This is a genomic window from Pelovirga sp. C15f (genome assembly GCF_057178085.1).
Genome location: NZ_JBXUCV010000002.1, coordinates 166,397 through 188,554, shown reverse-complemented (window position 1 = coordinate 188,554; position 22,158 = coordinate 166,397). Strand labels below are relative to the sequence as shown.

At 55.3% G+C, this 22,158-nt stretch carries 22 protein-coding genes; 7 read left to right on the top strand and 15 right to left on the bottom strand.

Going from position 1 to position 22,158, the window contains the following annotated elements:
* Positions 1-23 precede the first annotated feature (23 nt).
* A complete protein-coding gene (locus AC1931_RS06070) occupies positions 24-683 on the bottom strand; it encodes an endonuclease III domain-containing protein (RefSeq protein WP_483876353.1) in 660 nt (219 codons plus the stop codon).
* Positions 684-910: 227 nt separating this feature from the next.
* Between AC1931_RS06070 and AC1931_RS06065 the strand changes: the two genes are divergently transcribed.
* The 3 genes from AC1931_RS06065 to radC all read left to right on the top strand — a co-directional run bounded on the left by AC1931_RS06065 (position 911) and on the right by radC (position 4,832).
* Positions 911-3,451 carry a helicase C-terminal domain-containing protein gene (locus AC1931_RS06065; RefSeq protein WP_483876352.1) on the top strand — a complete coding sequence of 847 codons (2,541 nt, stop codon included), beginning with the start codon at positions 911-913 and terminating at the stop codon, positions 3,449-3,451.
* Positions 3,451-4,062 carry a GDSL-type esterase/lipase family protein gene (locus AC1931_RS06060; RefSeq protein WP_483876351.1) on the top strand — a complete coding sequence of 204 codons (612 nt, stop codon included), beginning with the start codon at positions 3,451-3,453 and terminating at the stop codon, positions 4,060-4,062. The genes AC1931_RS06065 and AC1931_RS06060 overlap by 1 nt, the downstream gene beginning before the upstream one ends.
* 86 nt (positions 4,063-4,148) lie before the next feature.
* Complete coding sequence (radC, locus tag AC1931_RS06055) at positions 4,149-4,832, top strand: RadC family protein (protein WP_483876350.1); 684 nt, start codon at positions 4,149-4,151, stop codon at positions 4,830-4,832.
* Positions 4,833-4,841: 9 nt separating this feature from the next.
* Here radC and AC1931_RS06050 read toward each other — a convergent pair whose 3' ends face one another.
* From AC1931_RS06050 to folK, 6 genes are all read right to left on the bottom strand, one after another.
* The gene (locus AC1931_RS06050; protein WP_483876349.1) at positions 4,842-6,203 is read right to left on the bottom strand and encodes a sigma-54-dependent transcriptional regulator; all 1,362 of its coding nucleotides are present in this window, start codon (positions 6,201-6,203) and stop codon (positions 4,842-4,844) included.
* A gap of 364 nt (positions 6,204-6,567) precedes the next feature.
* Positions 6,568-7,440 carry a succinate--CoA ligase subunit alpha gene (sucD, locus tag AC1931_RS06045; RefSeq protein WP_483876348.1) on the bottom strand — a complete coding sequence of 291 codons (873 nt, stop codon included), beginning with the start codon at positions 7,438-7,440 and terminating at the stop codon, positions 6,568-6,570.
* Between the two features lie 13 nt (positions 7,441-7,453).
* Positions 7,454-8,617, bottom strand: a complete 1,164-nt coding sequence (gene sucC, locus AC1931_RS06040) for an ADP-forming succinate--CoA ligase subunit beta (protein ID WP_483876347.1) — start codon at positions 8,615-8,617, stop codon at positions 7,454-7,456.
* A 242-nt stretch (positions 8,618-8,859) separates the two neighbouring features.
* On the bottom strand, positions 8,860-9,504 hold the full coding sequence (gene fsa / locus AC1931_RS06035; RefSeq protein WP_483876346.1) for a fructose-6-phosphate aldolase: 645 nt from the start codon (positions 9,502-9,504) through the stop codon (positions 8,860-8,862).
* A gap of 16 nt (positions 9,505-9,520) precedes the next feature.
* Positions 9,521-9,790: a YHS domain-containing protein gene (locus AC1931_RS06030; RefSeq protein ID WP_483876345.1), complete on the bottom strand. Its 270-nt coding sequence runs from the start codon at positions 9,788-9,790 to the stop codon at positions 9,521-9,523.
* A 4-nt stretch (positions 9,791-9,794) separates the two neighbouring features.
* On the bottom strand, positions 9,795-10,292 hold the full coding sequence (gene folK, locus AC1931_RS06025; RefSeq protein WP_483876344.1) for a 2-amino-4-hydroxy-6-hydroxymethyldihydropteridine diphosphokinase: 498 nt from the start codon (positions 10,290-10,292) through the stop codon (positions 9,795-9,797).
* A gap of 122 nt (positions 10,293-10,414) precedes the next feature.
* On the opposite strand from folK, the gene AC1931_RS06020 reads away from it, so the two are divergent.
* Positions 10,415-10,819, top strand: a complete 405-nt coding sequence (locus AC1931_RS06020; protein ID WP_483876343.1) for a VOC family protein — start codon at positions 10,415-10,417, stop codon at positions 10,817-10,819.
* A gap of 21 nt (positions 10,820-10,840) precedes the next feature.
* Here the strand turns inward: AC1931_RS06020 and glgC are convergent, their stop codons facing one another.
* Positions 10,841-12,124, bottom strand: coding sequence for a glucose-1-phosphate adenylyltransferase (gene glgC, locus AC1931_RS06015; RefSeq protein WP_483876342.1), 1,284 nt, complete (start codon positions 12,122-12,124; stop codon positions 10,841-10,843).
* A 27-nt stretch (positions 12,125-12,151) separates the two neighbouring features.
* Positions 12,152-12,313, bottom strand: a complete 162-nt coding sequence (locus AC1931_RS06010) for a hypothetical protein (protein WP_483876341.1) — start codon at positions 12,311-12,313, stop codon at positions 12,152-12,154.
* Between AC1931_RS06010 and AC1931_RS06005 the strand changes: the two genes are divergently transcribed.
* The gene (locus AC1931_RS06005; RefSeq protein WP_483876340.1) at positions 12,312-13,535 is read left to right on the top strand and encodes an MFS transporter; all 1,224 of its coding nucleotides are present in this window, start codon (positions 12,312-12,314) and stop codon (positions 13,533-13,535) included. The two genes, AC1931_RS06010 and AC1931_RS06005, sit on opposite strands and share 2 nt — an antisense overlap.
* Here the strand turns inward: AC1931_RS06005 and AC1931_RS06000 are convergent, their stop codons facing one another.
* The 5 genes from AC1931_RS06000 to AC1931_RS05980 form a co-directional block, all read right to left on the bottom strand.
* A complete protein-coding gene (locus AC1931_RS06000; RefSeq protein ID WP_483876339.1) occupies positions 13,536-14,429 on the bottom strand; it encodes a DMT family transporter in 894 nt (297 codons plus the stop codon).
* A gap of 2 nt (positions 14,430-14,431) precedes the next feature.
* Positions 14,432-15,223: a tRNA threonylcarbamoyladenosine dehydratase gene (locus AC1931_RS05995; protein ID WP_483876338.1), complete on the bottom strand. Its 792-nt coding sequence runs from the start codon at positions 15,221-15,223 to the stop codon at positions 14,432-14,434.
* Positions 15,224-15,326: 103 nt separating this feature from the next.
* Positions 15,327-16,127, bottom strand: coding sequence for a TatD family hydrolase (locus AC1931_RS05990; protein WP_483876926.1), 801 nt, complete (start codon positions 16,125-16,127; stop codon positions 15,327-15,329).
* Positions 16,128-16,134: 7 nt separating this feature from the next.
* Positions 16,135-17,679: a M48 family metalloprotease gene (locus tag AC1931_RS05985; protein WP_483876337.1), complete on the bottom strand. Its 1,545-nt coding sequence runs from the start codon at positions 17,677-17,679 to the stop codon at positions 16,135-16,137.
* Between the two features lie 39 nt (positions 17,680-17,718).
* Complete coding sequence (locus AC1931_RS05980; protein WP_483876336.1) at positions 17,719-18,714, bottom strand: YhdH/YhfP family quinone oxidoreductase; 996 nt, start codon at positions 18,712-18,714, stop codon at positions 17,719-17,721.
* A 271-nt stretch (positions 18,715-18,985) separates the two neighbouring features.
* Between AC1931_RS05980 and AC1931_RS05975 the strand changes: the two genes are divergently transcribed.
* Positions 18,986-20,134, top strand: a complete 1,149-nt coding sequence (locus tag AC1931_RS05975) for a PQQ-dependent sugar dehydrogenase (protein WP_483876335.1) — start codon at positions 18,986-18,988, stop codon at positions 20,132-20,134.
* Between the two features lie 3 nt (positions 20,135-20,137).
* On the opposite strand, the gene AC1931_RS05970 is transcribed toward AC1931_RS05975, so the two are convergent.
* The gene (locus AC1931_RS05970) at positions 20,138-20,884 is read right to left on the bottom strand and encodes an SDR family oxidoreductase (protein ID WP_483876334.1); all 747 of its coding nucleotides are present in this window, start codon (positions 20,882-20,884) and stop codon (positions 20,138-20,140) included.
* Positions 20,885-21,292: 408 nt separating this feature from the next.
* On the opposite strand from AC1931_RS05970, the gene AC1931_RS05965 reads away from it, so the two are divergent.
* On the top strand, positions 21,293-22,114 hold the full coding sequence (locus tag AC1931_RS05965) for an alpha/beta fold hydrolase (protein WP_483876333.1): 822 nt from the start codon (positions 21,293-21,295) through the stop codon (positions 22,112-22,114).
* Positions 22,115-22,158 lie beyond the last annotated feature (44 nt).

Below are 22,158 nucleotides of genomic sequence, written 5' to 3'. Positions count from 1 at the left end.
CTTAGCGCAGAAACAGGAATTGTTCAAGCCACCTGAGTGGCATAATCACAGATATCTTTAAAAAGGCAGGCAGAACACAAGGGGGTTTTCCGGCAACGCTCCTTGCAGTGAGTCACAATCAGGGCATGATAGTGCTGATAGAGGGGAACCTCCTGACTCACTTCGGTCATGAACAGGGTCCGTATTTCATCATATGTTTCTCTACCTGTCAGCAGCCCTAGCCGACCAAAAAAACGCCGGGTGTAGCTATCGACGACAAAGCAAGGGCGGTGACCGGCATAGAGCAGAATCGAATCCGCCGTTTCCGGACCGATACCGGCAAGGGCCAGCAGCTCACGGCGGGTTTCATCAGGCTCTTGCTGCAGCAGCTTTTCCAGGGATCCTGCGTGGTGATCCAGCATGTGACGACAAAAATGCTGCAGGCGCTGCGCTTTCTGGCGAAAAAACCCGGATGGGCGGATCAGCTGTTCGAGCTGCGCCGTGGGCATCCGGGCCAACAGGGTTATATCCAGCGCCCTGGCCTCTTTAAGGTTAGTCAGCGCCTTTTCCACGTTGTTCCAGTTGGTATTCTGGGTCAGAAAAGCCCCGACAGCGACCTCAAAGGGACTTTGCGCCGGCCACCAGTTGTCAAGACAATACCCCTGACTCAGGCGCTGATAGATTTCCGTGATTGTTATCGGCATTTCTAAAAATCCCTGTCGAGAAAAAAACAAGCGTTCGAAATAAGGACCCTTTGATTTTCTATGACAAGGGTATCTGTGGCCATGGATGATGTAAAGCGTCCTCTGGCATGGAGATCCGAGCCCTGAACCGAACAGTCCCTGAAGAATACGAACACTTACTGCAAAAATGTCTTCGCCGCAATACAATCCTTCCCCTTCTCATCCAGCTTCCTCTATAATCCCGCACCATGCTCGCTGACTTCTCATCAGATTGCCTCGACCAGATGCGCTATGCTATTACCCAAGCTCGTGGTCGTGAAGTATTTTTTCTTGGCCAGACCGACGCCAAGCTCCGTGTAGTTCAGGTTGAGGTTCTGGCCCGCGGCTCCAAAAAGGCCGTTCCAGCCATCCTCAGCACCTGCGCCCATGGCGATGTCGTTATCCATAACCATCCTTCCGGCAACCTCGAACCTTCCCCGGCCGATATCGATGTCGCCGGTATGTTGGGTGACCTGGGCGTCGGCTTTTTCATCGTCAACAATCAGGTGGATGATCTCTATCGGGTGGTGGAACCCTTTGCGGCGAAGAATATCGAACACCTGGATTATGAGCAGATTCAGGATCTGCTCGGCCCCGACGGCATCATTGCCGGCAAACTGCCTGACTACGAAGAACGCCCGGAACAGTTGCGCATGGCTTTTGCGGTTGCCGATGCCTTTAACCAACGGCAACTGGCAATTATCGAAGCCGGCACCGGTACCGGCAAGAGCCTGGCCTATCTGGTACCGGCCCTCTTGTTTGCCCGTGATAATCACGAACGCGTGGTAATTTCGACCCGCACCATCAACCTGCAGGAACAGCTGATCCGCAAGGATATTCCCTTTTTGCAGCGCGCCACCGGCATCAACTTTCAGGCGGTGCTGGTCAAGGGGCGCAGCAATTATTTCTGCCTGCGCCGCGGCGAAACAGCCGGTTCCGAACTGGGATTATTTGACCAGGAGCAGAGCGCCGAGCTGCAACAGATACTGAGCTGGGCGGCCGCCACCGAAGATGGCTCGCGCGAAGATCTGTCCTTTATCCCTTCGTACCAGGCCTGGGAGGAGGTGTGCTGCGAACCCGATCAGTGCGCGCGGGTCCGCTGCAACCACTACAGCCGCTGTTTTTTCCATCGCGCCCGGCGCCAGGCAGCGCGTGCCAACCTGCTGGTGGTCAACCACGCCCTGCTGCTGTCTGACCTGTCTCTGCGCGAACAGACCGACAACTATTCTGCCACGGCGGTTTTACCACCCTTCGAGCGGATTATTCTCGATGAGGCCCATCACCTCGAAGATGTCGCCACCAGTTACTTTTCGGCCCAGACCACCCGCTTTACCTTTTCGCGGGTTTTAGGTCGCCTGCGCCATCCACGCAAACCTGAGCAGGGGCTGCTGCCACGTCTGCTCGATCAGCTGGCGCGGGCACTGCCGGACAGTGCTGACATCCTCTACCGTAATTTCCATGAAGCGATTGAAGATTTAACCAACCACCGCCAGCGCCTGTATGAACTGTCCATCGATGAAATGCAGGCGATTGCTTCAGAATTACCGGCAGCCCTCGGCAAAAGCGTTGGTAACGGTGCCGAACTGAAACATCGCATCCTCGGCGATTTTTTGACGACGGAGTTGTGGCAACGCCTGTGCCGGCGACTGGAGGGCTTGCGCAACGAGACCGTACGACTTGAAGAAGGCTTGATCGCCCTGCTACGACTCGCTACGACGCTGCCCGACAATATTGCTGAAAAAGTCAGTCCGACCCTCACTGATCTGCGCGGCATGGCCGGTCGCTTAAGTGTCATCGCCGGCGAACTGGCCTCCTTTCAGGCCGCCACCCCCGCCAACTGCCTGTGGATTGAAATCCGTGAAGGGCGGATCGGACGCGGCAAGGGGCTTCTGACCAGCCTCTGTCAAGCGCCCCTTGATGTAGGCGCCAGCCTGAAAAATGCTCTTTACGACCGGGTTCAGACCCTGGTCATGACCAGTGCAACCTTGACCGTAGCCGACTCCTTTGCCTACTTCTGCGCGCGTATCGGGTTGAGTCACACCGAATCGGGACGGCAAAAACAGCTGGCTCTGCTCTCACCTTTTGATTATCAGCAGCAAGCCCTGGTGGTTGTGCCGACGGATATCCCGGAACCGGGACGCTCCGGATTTACTGAAGGGGTCCGCGATGCCGTCGAAAAGGCGCTGCGCATCAGCCAGGGACGCAGTTTTGTTCTCTTTACCTCCTATGCCCTGCTGCGTGATGTCCACGAGCAGCTCGCCCCCATCCTTGAAGCGCAGCGCCTGCGCTGTCTGCGCCAGGGGGAAGAAAGTCGCCATCACCTGCTCAAACGCTTTGCCGAAGAGATCTCCAGCACCCTGTTCGGTACCGACTCCTTTTGGGAAGGGGTTGATGTCCCCGGCTCCTCATTGGAACAGGTAATCATCACCCGACTCCCCTTTAAGGTGCCCACCGAGCCGGTTCTGGAGGCCCGCTGTCAGGCCATCACCGCTGCCGGCGGCGATCCATTCATGGAATATACCGTGCCTCAGGCCGTTATCCGTTTTAAACAGGGCTTCGGCCGCCTGATCCGCCATCGCAGCGATCGCGGCGTGGTCCTGATCCTCGATAGTCGCGTGGTCAAGCGTGGTTACGGGCGGATTTTTCTTAAATCTCTGCCGCCGGCACCAATAATCCGTGGCTCAAGCGAGCAGGTTTTTGCTACACTGCAACAGTTTTTCAATCCCCATAAATCAACAAAGGAAACATGATGAGTTTTTTCAGCAGATCGATCCTGGTACTCGTGCTGTTCACCCTGCTGGCGGCCTGTGATAATCCTGCAGGCCTTAACCCTCTGCGCCCCAACGATAAAATCCTGGCCTTTGGTGACAGTCTGACTACAGGTACGGGAGCCGATGTCAACACCAGCTACACCGCCCAGCTTCAGCGACTGATTGGCCGTAACATCATCAACGCCGGTATCCCCGGCGAAGTCAGCGCCGATGGAGCGCGCCGCTTGCCTGGCCTGCTCGACACTCATGAACCGAACCTGGTTTTAATTATGCACGGTGGCAATGACCTGCTGCAAAAACGTGATGAACAGCAGCTCAAAGAAAATTTACGCCGCATGTACGAGGCCGCCAACCAGCGCAATATCCAGGTGGCTTTTATTGCCGTTCCCAAACCCGGGCTGATGATCCAGGATGCGCCACTATACAGGGAACTGGCAGATGAATTAGGGGTTCAACTGCTTGAAGGAGAATTATCCGAGCTGATGAAAACCAAAGTCTACAAAAGCGATGCTGTCCATCTTAACGCCGCCGGGTACGAAGCTCTGGCCCGCAAGATCGCTGATTTTCTGAAACTTAAGGGCGCTATCTGACAATAATACAATTAGTCAGGCGATAGCTTGTCACAGGAGCCCCGATCCGGTGCTCAACAGATGGATAAAACAATGGAGGGGGAAACATGCAGCGTATCAAAAACTGGCCCGCCGACGAGCGTCCGCGGGAGAAACTGCTGGCGCGTGGCGCCGATCATCTGACCGACGCCGAACTGCTGGCATTGATTATCCGTACCGGCGATTCCTCGAGTAAAAACAGCGTGGTTGATCTCGCCCGCGGGTTACTGCGGCGGTTTGGCTCGCTACGCCAGCTGGCCGCCGCCACCATCGCTGAACTCTGCGAGCAGCCCGGTATCGGCCCGGCCAAAGCGGCTGAAATTCAGGCCATGTTCCAGATCGCCCGGCGCTTTTCCGACCAACGTCTGCAACCGGGACAAACCTACCGGAGTTCCACCGACGCCTTCTATCATTTTCACGAACGTCTGTGTGACTACCGCAAAGAAGTCTTTCTGGCGCTGCTACTCGACACCAAGAACCGTCTGATCCGTGAAATACAGATCTCCGAGGGCAGCCTCAACGCCAGTATTGTTCACCCACGCGAGGTTTTCTCCCCGGCTCTCAAGGAATCGGCCGCGGCGGTGCTGTTTGTGCACAATCATCCGTCGGGCGACCCGACCCCTAGTCGCGAAGATATCGAGATCACCCGGCGCCTTAAACAAGCCGGTGAACTGCTCGGCATTCGCGTACTGGATCACATCATTATTGGTAACGGTGCTTATATCAGTCTGGCAGATAAAGGAGAATTTTAGCAGGACAGTTCAACCGATACCGTAATCCTTGATCTTGTACATCAGCGCCCGAAGACTGATTTCCAGCAGTCTGGCCGCCTGGGTGCGGTTGCCGCCGGTTCGCTCCAACGCCTGACGGATATACTCTTCCTCCAATTGCCGTGACGCGGTTTTGAGGGAGAGGTCGTCTGTCGGGGGTTCATCTCTGGTTCGCGACGCTGCCCCCAGAGGCGGCAGATCCAACTCGTCAGCGGTACTGAAGATCAGAGCCTTTTCCAGATAGTTTTCAAGTTCACGAATATTTCCCGGCCAGCTGTGGCGGCATAACTGCCCAATGGCAGTATCCGTCAGCAAGGGCACCGCCCGGTGTTCGCGGGCGCAAATACGCTGCAGAAAATGTCGCGCCAGAACCGGGATATCTTCGCAGCGCTCACGCAGGGGCGGGATATGCAAGTCGACCACCGCCAGCCGGTAATAAAGATCACTGCGGAATTGTCCGGCCTGCACCACCTCCCACAAATCACGTCCGGCCGCCGCGACAACCCGCGCTGACACCTTTTCCGTGCGGGTTCCTCCTACCTTACGAATTTCACCTTCCTGGAGCACCCGCAGCAGCTTTGGCTGCAACTCCAGCGGCAGATCGGCAATCTCATCGAGCAACAAGGTGCCATTCGCGGCAATAGCAAAAAGTCCCTGCTTTTCCCGATCGGCCCCGGTAAAAGCGCCCTTGACGTGACCAAAGAGCTCACTTTCCAGCAAGCCGCTGGTCAGGGCACTGCAGTTGATGGCCAGAAATTCCCCGACCCGGCCACTTTCACTGTGCAGGGCGCGGGAAATCAGCTCCTTACCGGTACCGGTTTCCCCCTTGATCAGCACCGGCGAATCGGTGGCAGCAACCTTGCTCACCTGCTCAAGGAGCACCTTCATCTGCGGGCTGGCGTGAATAATATCAGCGATAGAAAATCCCGTGTGATAGCGAGACAGGGCTTGTTTGAGGCTGACGTTTTCGTGCTGCAAAGACAGGCGTTCTTCTGCCTTGCGCAAGGTCAGAATAACCTCATCCGGCTTGAAGGGTTTGGAGATATAGTCATAAGCGCCGGACTTGATACATTCAAGGGCAGTGTCGATGCTGCCATAGGCGCTCATCATGATGATGGTGGTATCCAGCGCCACTACGTCCGGGTGCTTGAGGAAAGTCAGACCATCCATGTCGGGCATGCGGATATCAGAGAGGATCAGATCGAATTTTTCTTTACGCAACCGCGCTATCGCTTCAAATCCATTACCGGCCTCGGAAATCCGATAGCCCTGTTCTTCGAGCACCAGGCGCAGCATATGACGCATCGATGCTTCGTCGTCAATAACCAGCAGATTCCGATGTTTTCCCACCATGGCAACCCTCAATTGTCATCATTACTTTGCCTACGGAACTAGTCTTGTCAATATTGGCAATAATTCTTTGCGCAGGATGAGACCACCCGTCGCCAAGAAGAATAGCCATGTTTTAGCGGATGGGCAATCAAAAGAAATTGGTAGCTGTTCAGCACCGGATCGGGGATCCTGGGTCAAAAGACGCTTTTCGTCATCCAAGACCGCTTGCTGTCGCCCTCCATGGCGACAGACACCCTTGCCACAGGACCCTCGACCCGGCGCAAGGCCATAGCTGAATAGTTACAGAAATTGTAGATAAAACAACAAAGGGACGAGCTGTCGGCCCGTCCCTTTGTTGTTCATCAAAATGTCTGCTTAAGACCTGTCAGGGGGTCCAGATTTTCAGCAGGGCAGCTGCCATATCGGCCGGTGAATCAGCAACGCTGATTCCACACTCGGCCAGGAAGGCCTTTTTGCTCGCGGCATCACCCTTGCCCCCGGAGATAATCGCCCCGGCATGTCCCATCCGTTTGCCGGCCGGCGCAGTGGCACCCGCAATAAAAGCGGCAACCGGTTTGGTCATATGATCACGAACATAAGCGGCTGCTTGCTCCTCGGCATCTCCGCCGATTTCTCCGATCATGATAACGGCTTTGGTGGCCGGATCGGCTTCAAACATTTTCAATACATCCAGGTGACTGGTACCGTTGACCGGGTCACCACCGATCCCCACGCAGGTGGTCTGACCGATGTCACGCGTGGTCAACTGCCAGACCGCTTCATAGGTCAAGGTGCCGGAGCGGGAGACAACCCCGACCGGGCCGGGCTTATGAATATAGCCGGGCATGATACCGATCTTGCATTCGCCGGGAGTAATGATCCCGGGGCAGTTGGGGCCGATCAGACGGCAGTTGCGTCCTTCCATGTATTTTTGAACCTTGACCATGTCCAGAACGGGAACCCCTTCGGTAATACAGATCACCAGTTCAATCCCGGCATCAACGGCTTCCATGATCGCATCAGCACTACCGACTGGCGGCACGTAGATAACCGACGCAGTGGCACCGGTTTCTTTGACCGCATCTTCCACCGTATTAAAAATCGGGAACCCGTCAACACTGGTCCCGCCCTTGCCGGGGGTGACGCCCCCCACCATCTGGGTGCCGTATTCACGGGCACCCTGGGCATGAAAGAGGCCTGTCGCGCCGGTGATTCCCTGGGTAATAACCTTGGTATTTTTATCGATCAGAATACTCATCGCAGATTTCTCCTTAGCCGTTGACGGCTTTGACAATTTTCTCGGCAGCGTCAGCCATGCCTTCAGCGCTGACAATGTTCAGACCCGACTCAGCCAGCAGCTTGCGCCCTTTCTCGACGTTGGTTCCCTCAAGCCGGACAACCAGCGGAATAGAAACACCGACCTGCTTGGCCGCCTCGATAATCCCGGTAGCGATCACATCACATTTCATGATGCCGCCGAAGATATTGACCAGGATCCCCTTCACCTTGCTGTCTGAGAGAATAATCTTGAACGCTTCAGTAACACGTTCAATGGTCGCGCCGCCCCCGACATCGAGGAAGTTGGCAGGCTCACCACCGGTATGCTTGATGATGTCCATGGTTGCCATGGCCAGACCTGCGCCATTGACCATACAACCGATGTTACCATCAAGAGCAATATAGGAGAGGTCGTACTGGGAGGCTTCGATCTCCATCGGATCTTCTTCATCGTAATCGCGCAGATCACGAATGCGCAGATGACGGAAGAGGGCATTATCATCAAAATTCAGTTTGGCATCGATACAGAGCAGGTTGCCTTCGGCGGTCAGAATCAACGGGTTGATTTCGAGCAGGGAGCAATCGGACTCGACAAATGCCTTATAAATATTCAGCAACAAGGGGACCGCCTGCTTGACCTGAGGCATCTCAAAGCCGAGCTTAAATGCCACTTTACGTGCCTGAAAGGCGGTCAGCCCGACAACCGGGTCAACTGCTTCGAAGAAAATCTTTTCCGGGGTCTTGGCAGCGACTTCCTCAATATCCATACCGCCTTCAGCAGAGGCCATCAAGGTCACACGATCAGTCGCCCGGTCGACCAGAAAAGAAATGTAAAACTCATCGGCGATATTACTGGCGTTTTCTACCAGCACCCGCTTGACGGTTTTTCCTTCCGGCCCGGTCTGATGGGTAACCAACGTCATTCCGAACATGCTCTTGGCGTATTTCCTGACCTCGTCAGGCGTCTTGGCAATTTTTACACCGCCACCCTTGCCGCGACCACCGGCATGGATCTGGGCTTTAACCGCCCAGGGTCCATCCCCCAGTCGCCGAGCCCAGTCGCGGGCCAGGTTACTGTTGTAGACCACATGCCCATCCGGAACCGGGACTCCGAAATTGCGCAGGATTGCCTTGGCTTGATACTCATGAATATTCATCGTGACCTCACCTGGTTAGAAAAAAAACGGATGTGAAACAAGCGCTGGAAAGTGTGTTCTACCAGCAAACAATCAAAGATGTAACCGAGCACCGGCAGATTGTCAAGTGGTCAGGCCATCCTAATCAACCAATACTCGATGATTTAATAAAAAGATACATTGCACCATAAAAAGGGGGAAATAGAATCAACGCCGGCAAGAGCACTCTTGCCGGCGTTGATGATCAATCTTCGACGTACAAATCACGCCCTGGTTTTGTTCCAGTCAGCCAGGAACTTCTCAATGCCGACATCGGTAAGAGGATGCTGAGCCAGTTGCTTCATCACCGCGAAGGGGATGGTGCAGATATCAGCGCCGATCAATCCGGCATTGAGAACGTGCAACGGTGAGCGCACCGAGGCCACGATGATCTCGGTGTCATAGCCGTAGTTGTCATAGATGGTCCGGATCTGCTCTACCCCTTCCATTCCATCATGTCCGACATCATCGAGCCGCCCGACAAACGGAGAAACATAAGTTGCTCCCGCCTTAGCGGCCAGCAATGCTTGCAGCGGCGAGAAAATCAGGGTGACGTTGATATTGATCCCCTCGCGACTGAACTCCTTGGTGGCCTTGAGCCCTTCGGTGGTCATGGGAACCTTGATCACTATGTTCTGGTGTATCTTAGCCAGCTCTTTGCCTTCCCTGACCATCCCTTCGGCATCGAGGGCTATCACCTCGGCAGAGATCGGACCATCGACAATCCCGGCGATCTCTTTGATCACCTCTTTGAAATCACGACCACTCTTGGCAATCAGCGAGGGGTTGGTGGTTACGCCGTCAACCAGCCCCAGTTCGTGGGCGGCACGGATTTCCGATACTTCTGCGGTATCGATAAAGAACTTCATTATATGACTCCTTCAATCAGGATGGGGGGGGGTCGTTATCTCTGTCTTTGAAGCGGTCAAGACAGACTTTGGAACAAAAGTAGTAATCGCTGCCCTGTATATGAGCCTTGATCGCATCCTCCTGCGGCAGGCAGGTGCCGCAGACCGGATCTTCCACCATGAGATCACCCTTGGCCTGCCTGCTTTCGCGATTTTTGGTAGAAATGCCGGTTTTCGGGCGCGTCAGGGACAGAAAAAAAGAATAGAGAACAAAACCCAAAAGGACTAACAGCAACAACTTGATCATCAGCTTACCAGGCACCTTGTAAGTGAATATCGCCGGCGCTTTGTGGCAGAGATGCTAACAATTCCGCCATGGTGCGACCAGACAGGGGATGGATCAGATCTGCTGCCAGATCCGACAGCGGCTTTAAAACAAATGAACGCTCATGCAGGTGTGGATGAGGGAGCGTCAATTGGGGTGTTGAACAGATCAGTCCATCTGCCAACAGCAGGTCAATATCGATGGTACGGGCACCCCAGTGCACCTCGCGCCGGCGACCGCCACGCTGTTCCAGCTCACAACAATAGTCGAGCAACGCCAGTGGAGTCAGGTCCGTTGCCAGTTCAAGAACCGCATTAAGGTAGTCAGGTTGCCCTGCCGGACCGCCGACCGGCGCAGTTCGATACAAAGGAGAACTGGCCACAACGATTATCTGCCGATGACTGTGCAGCGCCTGGCGCACCTCTAAAAATCGCGCCAACGGCTCACCCAGATTTCCACCCAGACCAATGAATACTCGACACATACCTCACTCTGTCATAACCTGCGGCATTAAAACACAGAGGCAAAAATAAAATCAATGAGACTTCAGAGACCATCCGCAAAACGGCAGAGAACCATTGATTGACATTTTCGTGGAGCCAGACCATGCAGCTAAGTATGACCTTTGCAGCAATTGACCTCGATACCACCTATGATTTTTATCGCCACCTGCCGGGGCTGTCGGTACAACGACTGACAGATTCCCGGGGTACCGTAACCGCCCTGCTGATCTGCAGCGACAACCTGCGGCTGGTGTTTCAGTCATTGCATAGTCTGGAGCAGCATCACCCGGCATTATTCCAGCACTTAAGCCGCACCCTCCTCGGCGCCGGGGTTGTACTTGAGCTGGAATGCAGCGAGCTTGATGATGTTTACCGCGCTGCGCGCTACCACAACTGGCCGATCCTCTATGAACTGGATGACCGCGAGCACCAGCGCCGCGAACTCTGGCTACAGGATCCCAACGGCTATCTGCTTGCCGTCAACGAAGAACCTGCGGCAGCGCCATAGCCGCAAAAAGCCATCACGGGATCAGGCGTAGCCGCCCTGTTGCCCAAGCATTTCACGGGTCACCAGAACAATTCCCTTGGAGGTGATCCGGAACCCATTTTTCTTATCCTGTTCGCTATCATAGCCGATCACCGTACCCGCCGGAACTTCACAACCCCGATCAATAATGGCACGCCGGATACGACAGTTACGATGAATAATAACCTCGGGCAGAATCACGGTTTCATCAATGGTAGAATAGGAATGCACGCGCACGTTGGAGAACAGCAGGGTCTTATTCAGGCGGGAACCGGAAATAATACATCCTCCTGAAACGGTTGAGTCAACCGCCATGCCGCGGCGGTCATCGTCATTGAACACAAATTTAGCCGGGGGCAAATGCATCTGATAGGTCCAGACCGGCCAATTAGGATCATAGAGATTCAACTCAGGATTCGGCGAAATCAGCTCCATATTCGCTTCCCAGAAGGCATCAAGTGAACCAACGTCGCGCCAGTAGGCCAGCTTGTTGGTTTCCGGATTCCGGAAAGGATAAGCAATGACATTGTGACTCTCAATAATAGCAGGAATGATATTCTTGCCGAAATCATGTTCAGAGTCCGGATTGTTGCCGTCCCTGGTTAATACTTCTTCCAGAAATTCGGTATTGAAGATGTAATTCCCCATCGACGCCAGGGTCATTCCAGGTTGTCCGGGGACTTCTGATGGATGTTGCGGCTTTTCGTCAAAACGCACAATCCGCATGCCGTCATCAACCGTCATCACGCCGAAAGCGCCGGCCGCTTCCGCAACCGGAACCTCCATGCAGGAGACCGTCATGTCAGCGCCACTTTCAACATGGTGTAAAAGCATATCGCGATAATCCTGACGATAAATATGATCTCCTGAGAGAATGAGAACGTATTTGGGTTTCTCGGCGCGGATTATATCCATGTTCTGATAGACTGCATCTGCCGTTCCCTGGTACCACTCCTCGGAAAAGCGCTGGGACGCCGGCAGAATCTCGACAAACTCACCTAATTCTTTTTTGAAATGGCTCCAGCCGCGCACCAGGTGACGGATCAGGGAATGGGATTTGTACTGGGTCAACACGCCGATCCGGCGAATCCCCGAATTAACGCAGTTGGAAAGTGGAAAATCAATGATCCGATATTTCCCCCCGAAATAAACAGCGGGCTTGGCGCGCCATTCGGTCAGCTCATGCAGTCGGCTCCCACGGCCACCGGCCAGAACCAGAGCAAAGGTGTCCTTGACGAGATGGCTGACATAACGATAGACGATATGAGGCTCGGGCTGTGAACTCATAAACAACTCCCTTCCAGTGCAAAATATTCATTGGTCAAATAAGCTTCCATTGTACACATTCCTTGCAGGATTGTCTCTTGGATTGGCCGCTTTATGGTCGAAAAGAAAGCTGTTGCCCGAAAACTGATCATCGGCTTTAATGGGCGCGATTGCTGACAGGTTCTTTTGTTTTTTATCACGAGCTGCCATGACCACTCCAAACAACACCAGTCTGTTGCTGCGCCTCTTTGTTCCCTTCGGGTTGGGTTACGCGATTTCCTACCTGTTTCGCAGTGTCAACGCGGTTATTGCTCCGGATCTGATCACCGATCTCGGTCTTACTGCCGCTGATCTGGGCCTACTGACATCGATCTATTTTCTCTGTTTTGCCGCTTTTCAGCTCCCCCTGGGTATTCTGCTCGATCGGTTTGGCTCACGGCGGGTTGAAGGAATTCTGCTGCTGTTTGCTGCTGCCGGCGCCCTGACTTTTGCTTTATCCCACAGCCTTACCGGGTTGTTAATCGGGCGCGCACTGATTGGTCTGGGGGTCAGCGCCTGCCTGATGGCAGCGTTCAAAGCTTTCGCCAGCTGGCTCCCCAGGGAACGCCTGGCCTTTGCCAACGGCGTGCAGATGGTGTCGGGTGGTATTGGCGCGCTGCTGGCCACTACTCCAGTGGAAGCGGCCATGGCCCTGACCGACTGGCGCGGCCTGTTTTTGGCGCTCGCCCTGTTAACCCTCATTGTCGCCCTGATCGTCTTTTTTGTTGTACCGAACCAGCCACGGCAACAGACACCCGAAACCTTGACACAACAGTTCCAGGGTCTCAAAACTGTCGTTACTACACCATCTTTCTGGCAGATTGTCCCCTGGGCGATGACCAGCCAGGCGACTTATTTAGCGTTACAGGGATTATGGGCCGGCCCCTGGCTGCGCGATGTCGCCGGACTCGAGCGGGGGGATGTGGCGCGGGGGCTATGGTGGATTGCCGTAGCGATGATTATTGGCTATTTTACCAGCGGCATGCTGGCGGAACGATTAAACCGCCGCGGCATCCCAACCGAACGGGTTGCCGCTGTCGGAATGGTATTGTTTATGGTCAGCCAGCTGGTACTGCTGATGACACCGGCTTATCCCGTTGTCTCCTGGGTCTGCTTCGGGCTACTGGGTACCGTCGGTATTCTGGCCTATGCCATCCTGGCCCAGCGCTTTCCGCAACACCTGATCGGTCGCTGCAACTCGGTACTCAATCTGCTTGTCTTTGCCGGCGCCTTTGGTGCCCAGTGGCTGGTCGGCATCATTATCGGCCTTTATCCTCTCACTACCAGTGGTGGTTATTCCCCGGCAGGATACCGTGCCGCCTTTGCTACCCTGCTGATCTTGCAAGGACTCGGCGGCCTGTGGTTCTTCTGGAGTCGTCGCAGCCAGTCCTGATCAGGATGATCTGTTGGTCAGATACAGGCCGGCGCTGACCAGTAGCAGACCGGCCAACAAAGACCAGGTTAATGGCTCACCCAGCACCAGGATCGACAGGCAGACGGCGGTCAACGGCACAATATTGATAAACTGCCCGGCACGGGTGGAGCCGATACGAGCGATTCCCTGATAATACCAGACAAAGCCGAGCACTGTGCCGAACAGTGCCAGATAGCCGATGTGCCCCCAGATGATCAAACTACTGACAGCAACCTGCGCACCCAGACCGGACAGCAGGGCAAGGGGCAGCAACAGCAAAGCCCCGGCAACTGCTGAATAGGTCACTGCTACCAATGGCGAGAAATTGCGCATGGCACGCCGACCGACCAGTGAATAGGTGGTCCAACTGAGCACACAGCCAAAAATCATCAATTCTCCCCAGCCGACCCCACCCGTGAATAACTGGCTCAGTTCTCCGCGCACAACAACTGTGATCGCACCGGCAACCGACAGGATAATACCCAAGACCTTTTTCGCAGTGAGGTTCTCACCATAAAAGATCGCGGCACCAATAGCGATCATCACCGGGTTATTGGCAATAATGATCGCCGCCCGGCTCGCTTCAATCTGCCTTAACCCGCTGAAAAAAAAGACATTGTAGGCAAATACCCCGCTTAAACCCAGGAGCAGCAGCGGCAACAGATCATCCCGATTAATCCGTGGCAGATGGCCATGGTGTCGCCAGGTAAGCGTCAGCAGCACCGCCGCCGCCAGGGTAAAACGCAAAAAGGCAGCAACAGCGGGCGACAAATCAGCAGCAAGCAACTTGCCGGAGATAAAGGTTCCTCCCCAGAACACTGCCGCGAGGGTCAGTTTCAGGTAAGTTTGCCACAGGGGAGCAGTACCGGGCATGGCTAGCTCTGACCATCAGGAACTAATCTGCTCTCGCCGATCAGTTTCTGAATAACAACGCCTGCCATGGTCAAACCGAAGATCGGTGGAATGTAGGACGAACTGCCAAGAATCACCCGCCGATCATTGCAGTTCCAGCGTTGTTCTTCGCGATTGGTGCAGATGCAGTTGTCGGCACAGACATGGGCTTCATCCCTTAAGGGGCGAAATTCTTCCGTCGAATAAACCACCTGGACCCCCTGATTGATCCCGCGGCTCCGCAGTTCCTTGCGGATAATCCGCGCCAGACGGCATTTCTCCGTGGCACTGATGTCAGCAACCTTGATTTGGGTCGGGTCGAGCTTATTGGCTGCGCCCATCGAGCTGATGACCGGAATCCGCTGCCTTACACAGCTTTCGATCAGGTGCAACTTGGCGCTGATATGATCGATGCAATCGAGAAGATAACCATACCCCGCCGGCAACAGCTCCGGCGCGGTTTCGGCATGATAAAATACGTGCTTGGGAGTAATTCGGCAATCCGGATTGATCTGGCGGCAACGCTCGGCCATCACCTCGACCTTGGAACGGCCGATGGTACTATCCAGGGAATGAATCTGGCGATTGATATTGGTTGCGCAGATATCATCGAAATCGACGAGGGTCAGGCTTCCAATACCGGCTCTTGCTAAAGCCTCCACCGCGTAGCTACCCACGCCGCCAATACCGAAGACGGCTACCGAAGCCCCTGCCAGGCAATCCATTGCTGACGCGCCGACCAGCAACTGCATCCGGCTGAAGCGATGTTCGTTCATTTGTTGCCTTCCTGAATTTTTCCAAACAACTTTGGTAATTATTTAGCTATCGCAGGGTCGGGGATTCTGTGACAAGGGTGTCTGTCGCCATGGACGGTGACAGTCAAGCGGTCAGGGATGACGAAAAGCGTCCCTTGGCACAGGATCCCCCGCCCCGGTGTTGAACGAATAGCAACTTTAGAGCATTTTCTGTCGTTACTCTGGCTACAGCATCAAGGGTCAGGTTTTTAATTTCTGCAACTCTTTTCGCTACCTTGACCAATTCCTCCGGTGCCGGTGCCATATCCGGCAGGTCCGTTTCCAGCACAATAGCAGATGATGGCAAGGCCGCGACAACCTCAACCAGCTTGCGCGCATTGTGCCGCAGCAGAATCGGCCCGACCCCGATAGAAAATCCCAGGGCAACCAGCTCGCGGGCAAAGGGCATACTGCCTGAGAAAGCATGCCAGACACCACCAATCCGCCGCCCGATGTCCAATTCACGTAATATCGCCAGCAGGGCACCGTTTTTTTTACGACAGTGAAGCAGCACCGGCAAGTCATGATCAAGAGCAATCTGCAACTGGGAACGTAGCACCCGTTCCTGGATCTCCTGCGCAGGTCCGACAACTGCATCCAGACCGATTTCTCCGATAGCGACAACCTTTGGATGGCGGATCAGTTCTTTTAACCGCAGGGCTACCTCGTCATCCCATTGATCTGCACACATGGGATGAATTCCCGGAGCGGCATATACGCTCGAATGTCGCTGTGTCAAGGAGATAAGGGCATCCCAATCACCAACTCTGACTCCTGGTTGAATCAACCATTCGATCCCCGCTGCTTTGGCAGATTCAACCCATCTATCGGCCATCCCCTCGGCACCAGAAGCCTTCAGATGAATGTGCGTATCACAAAAGTCCATGGTGACGTTAATCAACCACCCGAGCTGCCAGGACCCGGCTGCCGAGGTTTTTCACTTTTCCGGGATCAGCGATGGGTCCCAGCCCGGTCGCTGCCTGATAAGTCGTTTCGGCGGCAACCGGGCCGGCAATCCGCAAACGGGTCTGCCGGCGGTTGCCGGCCTGATCGTCGTAACCAACCTCAAGATCAATATCACCAATGCTCACCGGGGTCTGATTCGTCAGACGGACAATCAGTTGGCCCTGGCGATCAAGAGCATAATCGAGGTTAAGGTATTTATCGGGATGGGCGGGCAGATCAAGGCGCACCAGAGATTCATAGGCCTGGCGACCGGCGGGGGAATCGGACGCAGCAGCTCCCGCAAAGTACTCCATTGCCTGGGCCTGGTTGCCACGATTCAAGGCCAGTTGTCCAAGTGAATTCATCGCCGGCGCAGTCGGCAGCAAAGCGACACTACGCTCCAGATCGGCGCTAGCTGAACCGGTTTCCCCCAACGCCTGATAGGCCAACCCACGCTGCAGGTAGTAGTGAAAATATTCCGGCTGGCGCTGCAGGGCTTGATCGAAGGCCGCTACCGCTTCGCGTTCGCGCCCCTGCTTACGCAGAGCATCACCGCGCAGACCGTAAAAAAGGGCTTCCCTGGGTTCACCGGCAATCGCCTGGTCGGCCAGGGCCAGGGCGCGATCGGCGCGATTGTCATTCAGCGCCTTGCGCCCTTCGTCATAGGTATCATAGGACTTCTGTGCAGCAAGCAGCGGCGCCAACATCTTTTTATATGATTCCTCCCCTCTCTCACCACCTGTGGGCAAGCTCGCCAGGGTGCGGCGATTGGCATCGACCCGCTCCTGCGAGGGGGGATGGCTGGCAAACAGGCCTTCGAGCCAGTTGCTCTGCCGCCCTTCCGACAGGCGCACAAAGGTTTGCTGCAGATCCACCGCTGCGCCGGGATCATAACCGGCGCGTGACATATAGAGCATGCCATAGTAATCGGCCTCGCTCTCCGCTTCGCGGCTGTATTTCTGACTGACGAGACCGGCGGCAACAGAGGCTCCGCCCATCGCCAGTCCGGCATACTCACTGTTGCCGGCCGCCATTGCGGCGGCAACTACTGCGCCCTGCAGCAACATGCTGCGCTGCATACTCTGGGCGCTGTGGCGCGCGGCGGCATGGATAATTTCATGACCAAGCACCGCTGCCAGCTCCGCTTCGCTCTGCATCTCGGTGAGCAGGCCGCGGTTGATGGCGATCTTGCCGCCGGGCAACGCCCAGGCATTCGGGGTCGAATCATTAATCACCTGAAATTCATAGGGAAGTTGACGATCACTGACTGCCGCCAGGCGTCCGCCAACGTCCTTGACGTAGGCCGTAATCTGCGGCTGGGTACCATAATCTCCCCCTTGCATCTGCCGTAACGGCGCATACTGTTCAGCGCCAATCTGCAGCTCAGTTCCTTCTCCAACCAGCACCAATTCATTGCGCCCGGTCACCGGATTGACGGCACAACCGGTCAGCACCACCAGCAACAGCATCCACGCCAGATGTCGTAACATCATCGCCTCCCGCTCACCTCTTCACCGGCTTCCAAGGTATCATTAGCCCTCAATCAGGGAAACCAGGACCCGGCGCTTGAGCTCACCAGCAAGCATCTGTTTGATTTTTTCCTCAAGTTGCTCCAGCCCTATTTCTTCAACCATCTTGTCGAGACCAGCGAGTTTCCAATCGCCTGCCAGCCTGGTCCAGACCTGCTGACGGCGTGCCATGGGGGCTTCGGCAGAATCGATACCGATCAGACGCACCCCGCGCAGAATAAAGGGAAAAACATTGATCGGCAGTTCCGGCGAGGCCACCAGGCCACAACAGGTAACAACCCCATCGTAACGGGTCGACTTGATCGCCGTAGCCAGCATTTCTCCACCGACACAATCGACAACGCCGCTCCAGGTGGTTTTAAGCATTGGGCGCTCGCTGCCGGTCATAAAGGTTTCACGGCTGAGCACCTGCGCAGCGCCGAGGCGCTTCAGGTAAGATTCTTCATCGAGCTTGCCGGTAACTGCCGTCACCTGATAACCCAGCCGGGCCAGAATCGCGACCGCCAGGCTGCCCACCCCGCCGGTCGCGCCGGTCACCAGGACCGGGCCGGAATCCGGAGTCACCCCATTAGCGACCAGCTGGTCAACCGACAACCCTGCCGTCAATCCGGCAGTGCCGTACATCATGCTCTCCTTGAGACTCAACCCTTTCGGCAATTTAAGTGCCCAGCGGGATGGCACGCGAATCAACTGGCCAAAGCCGCCATCGGTTTCCATCCCCAGGTCATAACTGGTAACAATCACCTGGTCGCCAGGCTGGAAACTGCCGTCATCACAACTGACAACCTCGCCGGCGGCATCGATTCCCGGAGTATGCGGAAATTCACGAGTGACCCCCGGGTTACCGGTCGCCGACAGGGCATCCTTGTAGTTGAGGGATGAATAGTGAACCTTTACTACCAGATCACCGGCGGGCAATTCATCAAGGCTGCGGGTTTCAATCGAACGGACAAAGACCTTTTTTTCCGGCTGGCTTACGACTAATGCTTTAAATTTCATCAACTCTAAACCTCCCTGACCGAATGTGATAAGTGAACTTGGAAAAACAAAGTAAAAACGAAGTATACCACGGACAAAGCGGTTACCAAAGCCATTGCCCGGCAGCACTGTGTTATAATAACAATTTTTCACCACCCACTCTCTTCGCTGGCTAGAGTCACAGAAGATAAAGAGGAAACCTGGTGTTTTAGAAATTTCTCAGTGGCTTAGTGGTGAATGCTTTATGAACGTCACTACTGCTTTACGCAAAAACAGTACAGGGAGGCACATCATGACAATCAACAAGATATTCAGCTTCCTAGCCCTGCCGGTTAGTCTCAGTTTTTTATTCCTTACCAGTTTGCCTTTCAGCGCTGCTGCGCAGGTTGTCACGACCTCCAGCGAACAAATCCGCGTCGTCGAAATCACCAGAGGGCTGGAACACCCGTGGGGGATGGCTTTTCTTCCCGATGGTCGCATCCTGGTCACCGAGCGTCCGGGGCGACTGCGCCTGGTTGAAAATGGCCAGCTGCTGCCGCAACCGATATCCGGTCTGCCCGCTGTTGTCGCCCAGGGGCAGAGCGGTCTGCTTGATGTGGCCCTGCACCCGCGCTTCGCTGAGAATCAGCTGGTTTATATTGCCTACACCTCGGCGCGCAACCGTGGGATCAGTACCGACGTTGCCCGCGGCAAGCTGATCGGGAACAAGCTCGAGGAGGTTGAGGTGCTCTTTCGCGGCAACAAGGGAACAACTACCGGCCGCCACTTCGGCGCCCGTCTGGTGTTTGACGGCACGGGCTTTCTCTATATCGGGCTGGGCGACCACGGCCAGATGGATCGCGCACAAGAAACCGATGACCATGCCGGCTCGGTCATCCGAATTCACGATGATGGTCGCATCCCTGCCGACAACCCTTATCGACAGCATCCGGACTGGCTGCCGGAACTCTTCAGTATCGGCAACCGCAACATTCAGGGTGCTGCCCTGCAGCCCGTCAGTGGTGAGCTCTGGGCCCATGAACACGGCCCCCAGGGAGGAGATGAAATCAACATCATCCGCTCCGGTCGCAACTACGGCTGGCCGGTGATCACCTATGGGGTCAATTACGGTATCGGCACCAGAATCGGTATCGGCACCCACCAGGAGGGAATGGAACAGCCTCTGTATTATTGGGACCCCTCCATTGCGCCAGCGGGAATGATGTTTTACACCGGCGATCAATTTCCCAGCTGGCAGGGCAATCTGTTTATTGGCGCCCTGCGTGGTCAGATGCTGGTGCGCCTGACCCTAGAGGGGGAAGAGATCGCCGCTGAAGAACGTCTGTTGCAGAACCAGGTCGGGCGCATCCGCGATGTCCGCCAGGGGCCTGACGGCTTCATCTATCTGCTGATCGATGCCCGCAACGGCGCCCTGCTGCGACTTGAACCGGTGACACCCTAGCCGTTATTCAAGATACAGCATCTTGCGCGTCATGCCGCCGTCAACAACAAGGTTCTGACCGGTAATAAATCCAGCCTGCGCAGAGATCAGGTACGCCACCAGGCCGGCGATATCCTCCGGAGTACCAACCCGCCCCACCGGATGCTGCCGGTGGTCCTGCGGGCTTAAGGGACCATCGCTGACATGAATCCAGCCGGGGCTGACACAATTGACACGAATCTGCGGCCCGAGGCTCATGGCCATGGCATGGGTTAGCGCCACCACGCCCCCTTTGCCGGCAGAGTAGGCCTCAGTATCGGCCTCCGATTGTAATGCCCGGGTGGAGGCGATATTGACAATGGCTCCGCGGCAGGTTCGCAGCAAAGGAACCCCATGCTTGCTGCACAGAAAGACGCCGGTCAGATTGGTCGCCAGCAGTCGGTTCCAGTCGGCCAGTTCCAGTTGCTCAAGGGGGACGGCATGAGCCCGGGCGATTCCGGCGTTATTGATCAGCGCATCCAGGCGACCAAAATCCGCGCCGACACGCGTAAAGAGGTCTTTCACCGACTCTTCATCGGCGACATCGGTCCTTATCGCAGCGATCTCTCCGGCAGATTCGGTAACCAGCCGACGCCCAGCCTCCTCGTCAATATCGGCAACCACTACCCGAAACCCATCCTCTAACAGACGCAGTGCAATCCCTCTACCGATCCCGCGCGCACCACCGGTCACCAGAACAACAGGCTGCCGCACATCCATTTCCGCCATCATCAACCCCTCTCTTCAACGAGTACCCACACCATCTCTACCGTCTCCCAACATATTGCCCGGATGCAAAACCCCAGCAACGGCTTTTCGCAGCATTGCAAAACCCTGAATTATCTCTATTTTTCATCATGTTACATTTTTTCATCAAGGCAAAAGCTCGTCGCTGAATTAAAATAATGTTTGCATTTTTGCGAAACAACATATCTTACAGCACTTACTATAACAATCTATATATCTGTTTTTGTTACTTATTTAAATTTTTAAAAATATAAAACATCGGTATATAAATTGCTTATCCTTGTTGTATCCGACACATCAACAAGCGCCCTCGGTTACCACATCAGGGGTTACAACTTCAGCACATAAAAAATGAACGATTTTCATCATCTGTCGCTCACAGGAGAAAACGCAATGCAGAATAAGAACGCCATCCCTTTCAAGGATATTGGTCAGGGTCCGGCCCTTGTCCTCATCCATGACCTCCCCCTAACCGCCGAGATCTGGAACGAGCAGGTTGAACCTTTGCAACGCGCCGGTTTTCGCGTCATCCTTCCCGATTTTTCACAATGTCGTGAATACACGACGATCGCCGAATACAGTCACAGTATCCTGCGACTGCTCAACCGTGTTGGCGTGCGCCGCTTTGCCGCCTGCGGCATGGGGATGGGGGGAGCGATCCTCTTCGACCTGGTCGAACGCCACCCCGAGCGCATCGCTGGAGCCTGCTTTATCTCAACCCGACCGGTACAGGATGACGTACAGGAACGTGCGCGCCGTTCCGAGCTGATCAATCAGCTGATGAAAAATGAAGGGGAAATAGCGCGTGAACAGCTGGTGAGCATGCTCTTTGCGGGACGCGAGCGGCAGCTTCCGGTAGACCTCGTGAACTCGGTACGGCGGATGGTTAACAACTACGATCGCGATGCCCTGATCAATGGTCTCAAAGCGATGATTAATCGCCGCGACTACACCCAACTGCTCACCAACCTGCAGCTGCCTACCATGGTCGTCGGCGGCGAGCATGACAGCATTTGCCACCCCCATCACGTTGGGATTATGGCGGGCAAGTTGCCGCGCTGCCTCGGCTCGGACAAGTTGGACGGTGGCCATCTGCTGTCACTGGAACTGCCACAGGAACTCAGCCGCAGGCTGGTTGATTTTTTCCGGCGCATCGCTCCGCGTCGCAACCAGTTCAAAGTGGAAGAGCCGGAAGAACTGATGCCGGCAACGTGACAAGGAAGGCGACAGCCGGTCGTTGCCGGCCGGCTGTCGCTCCG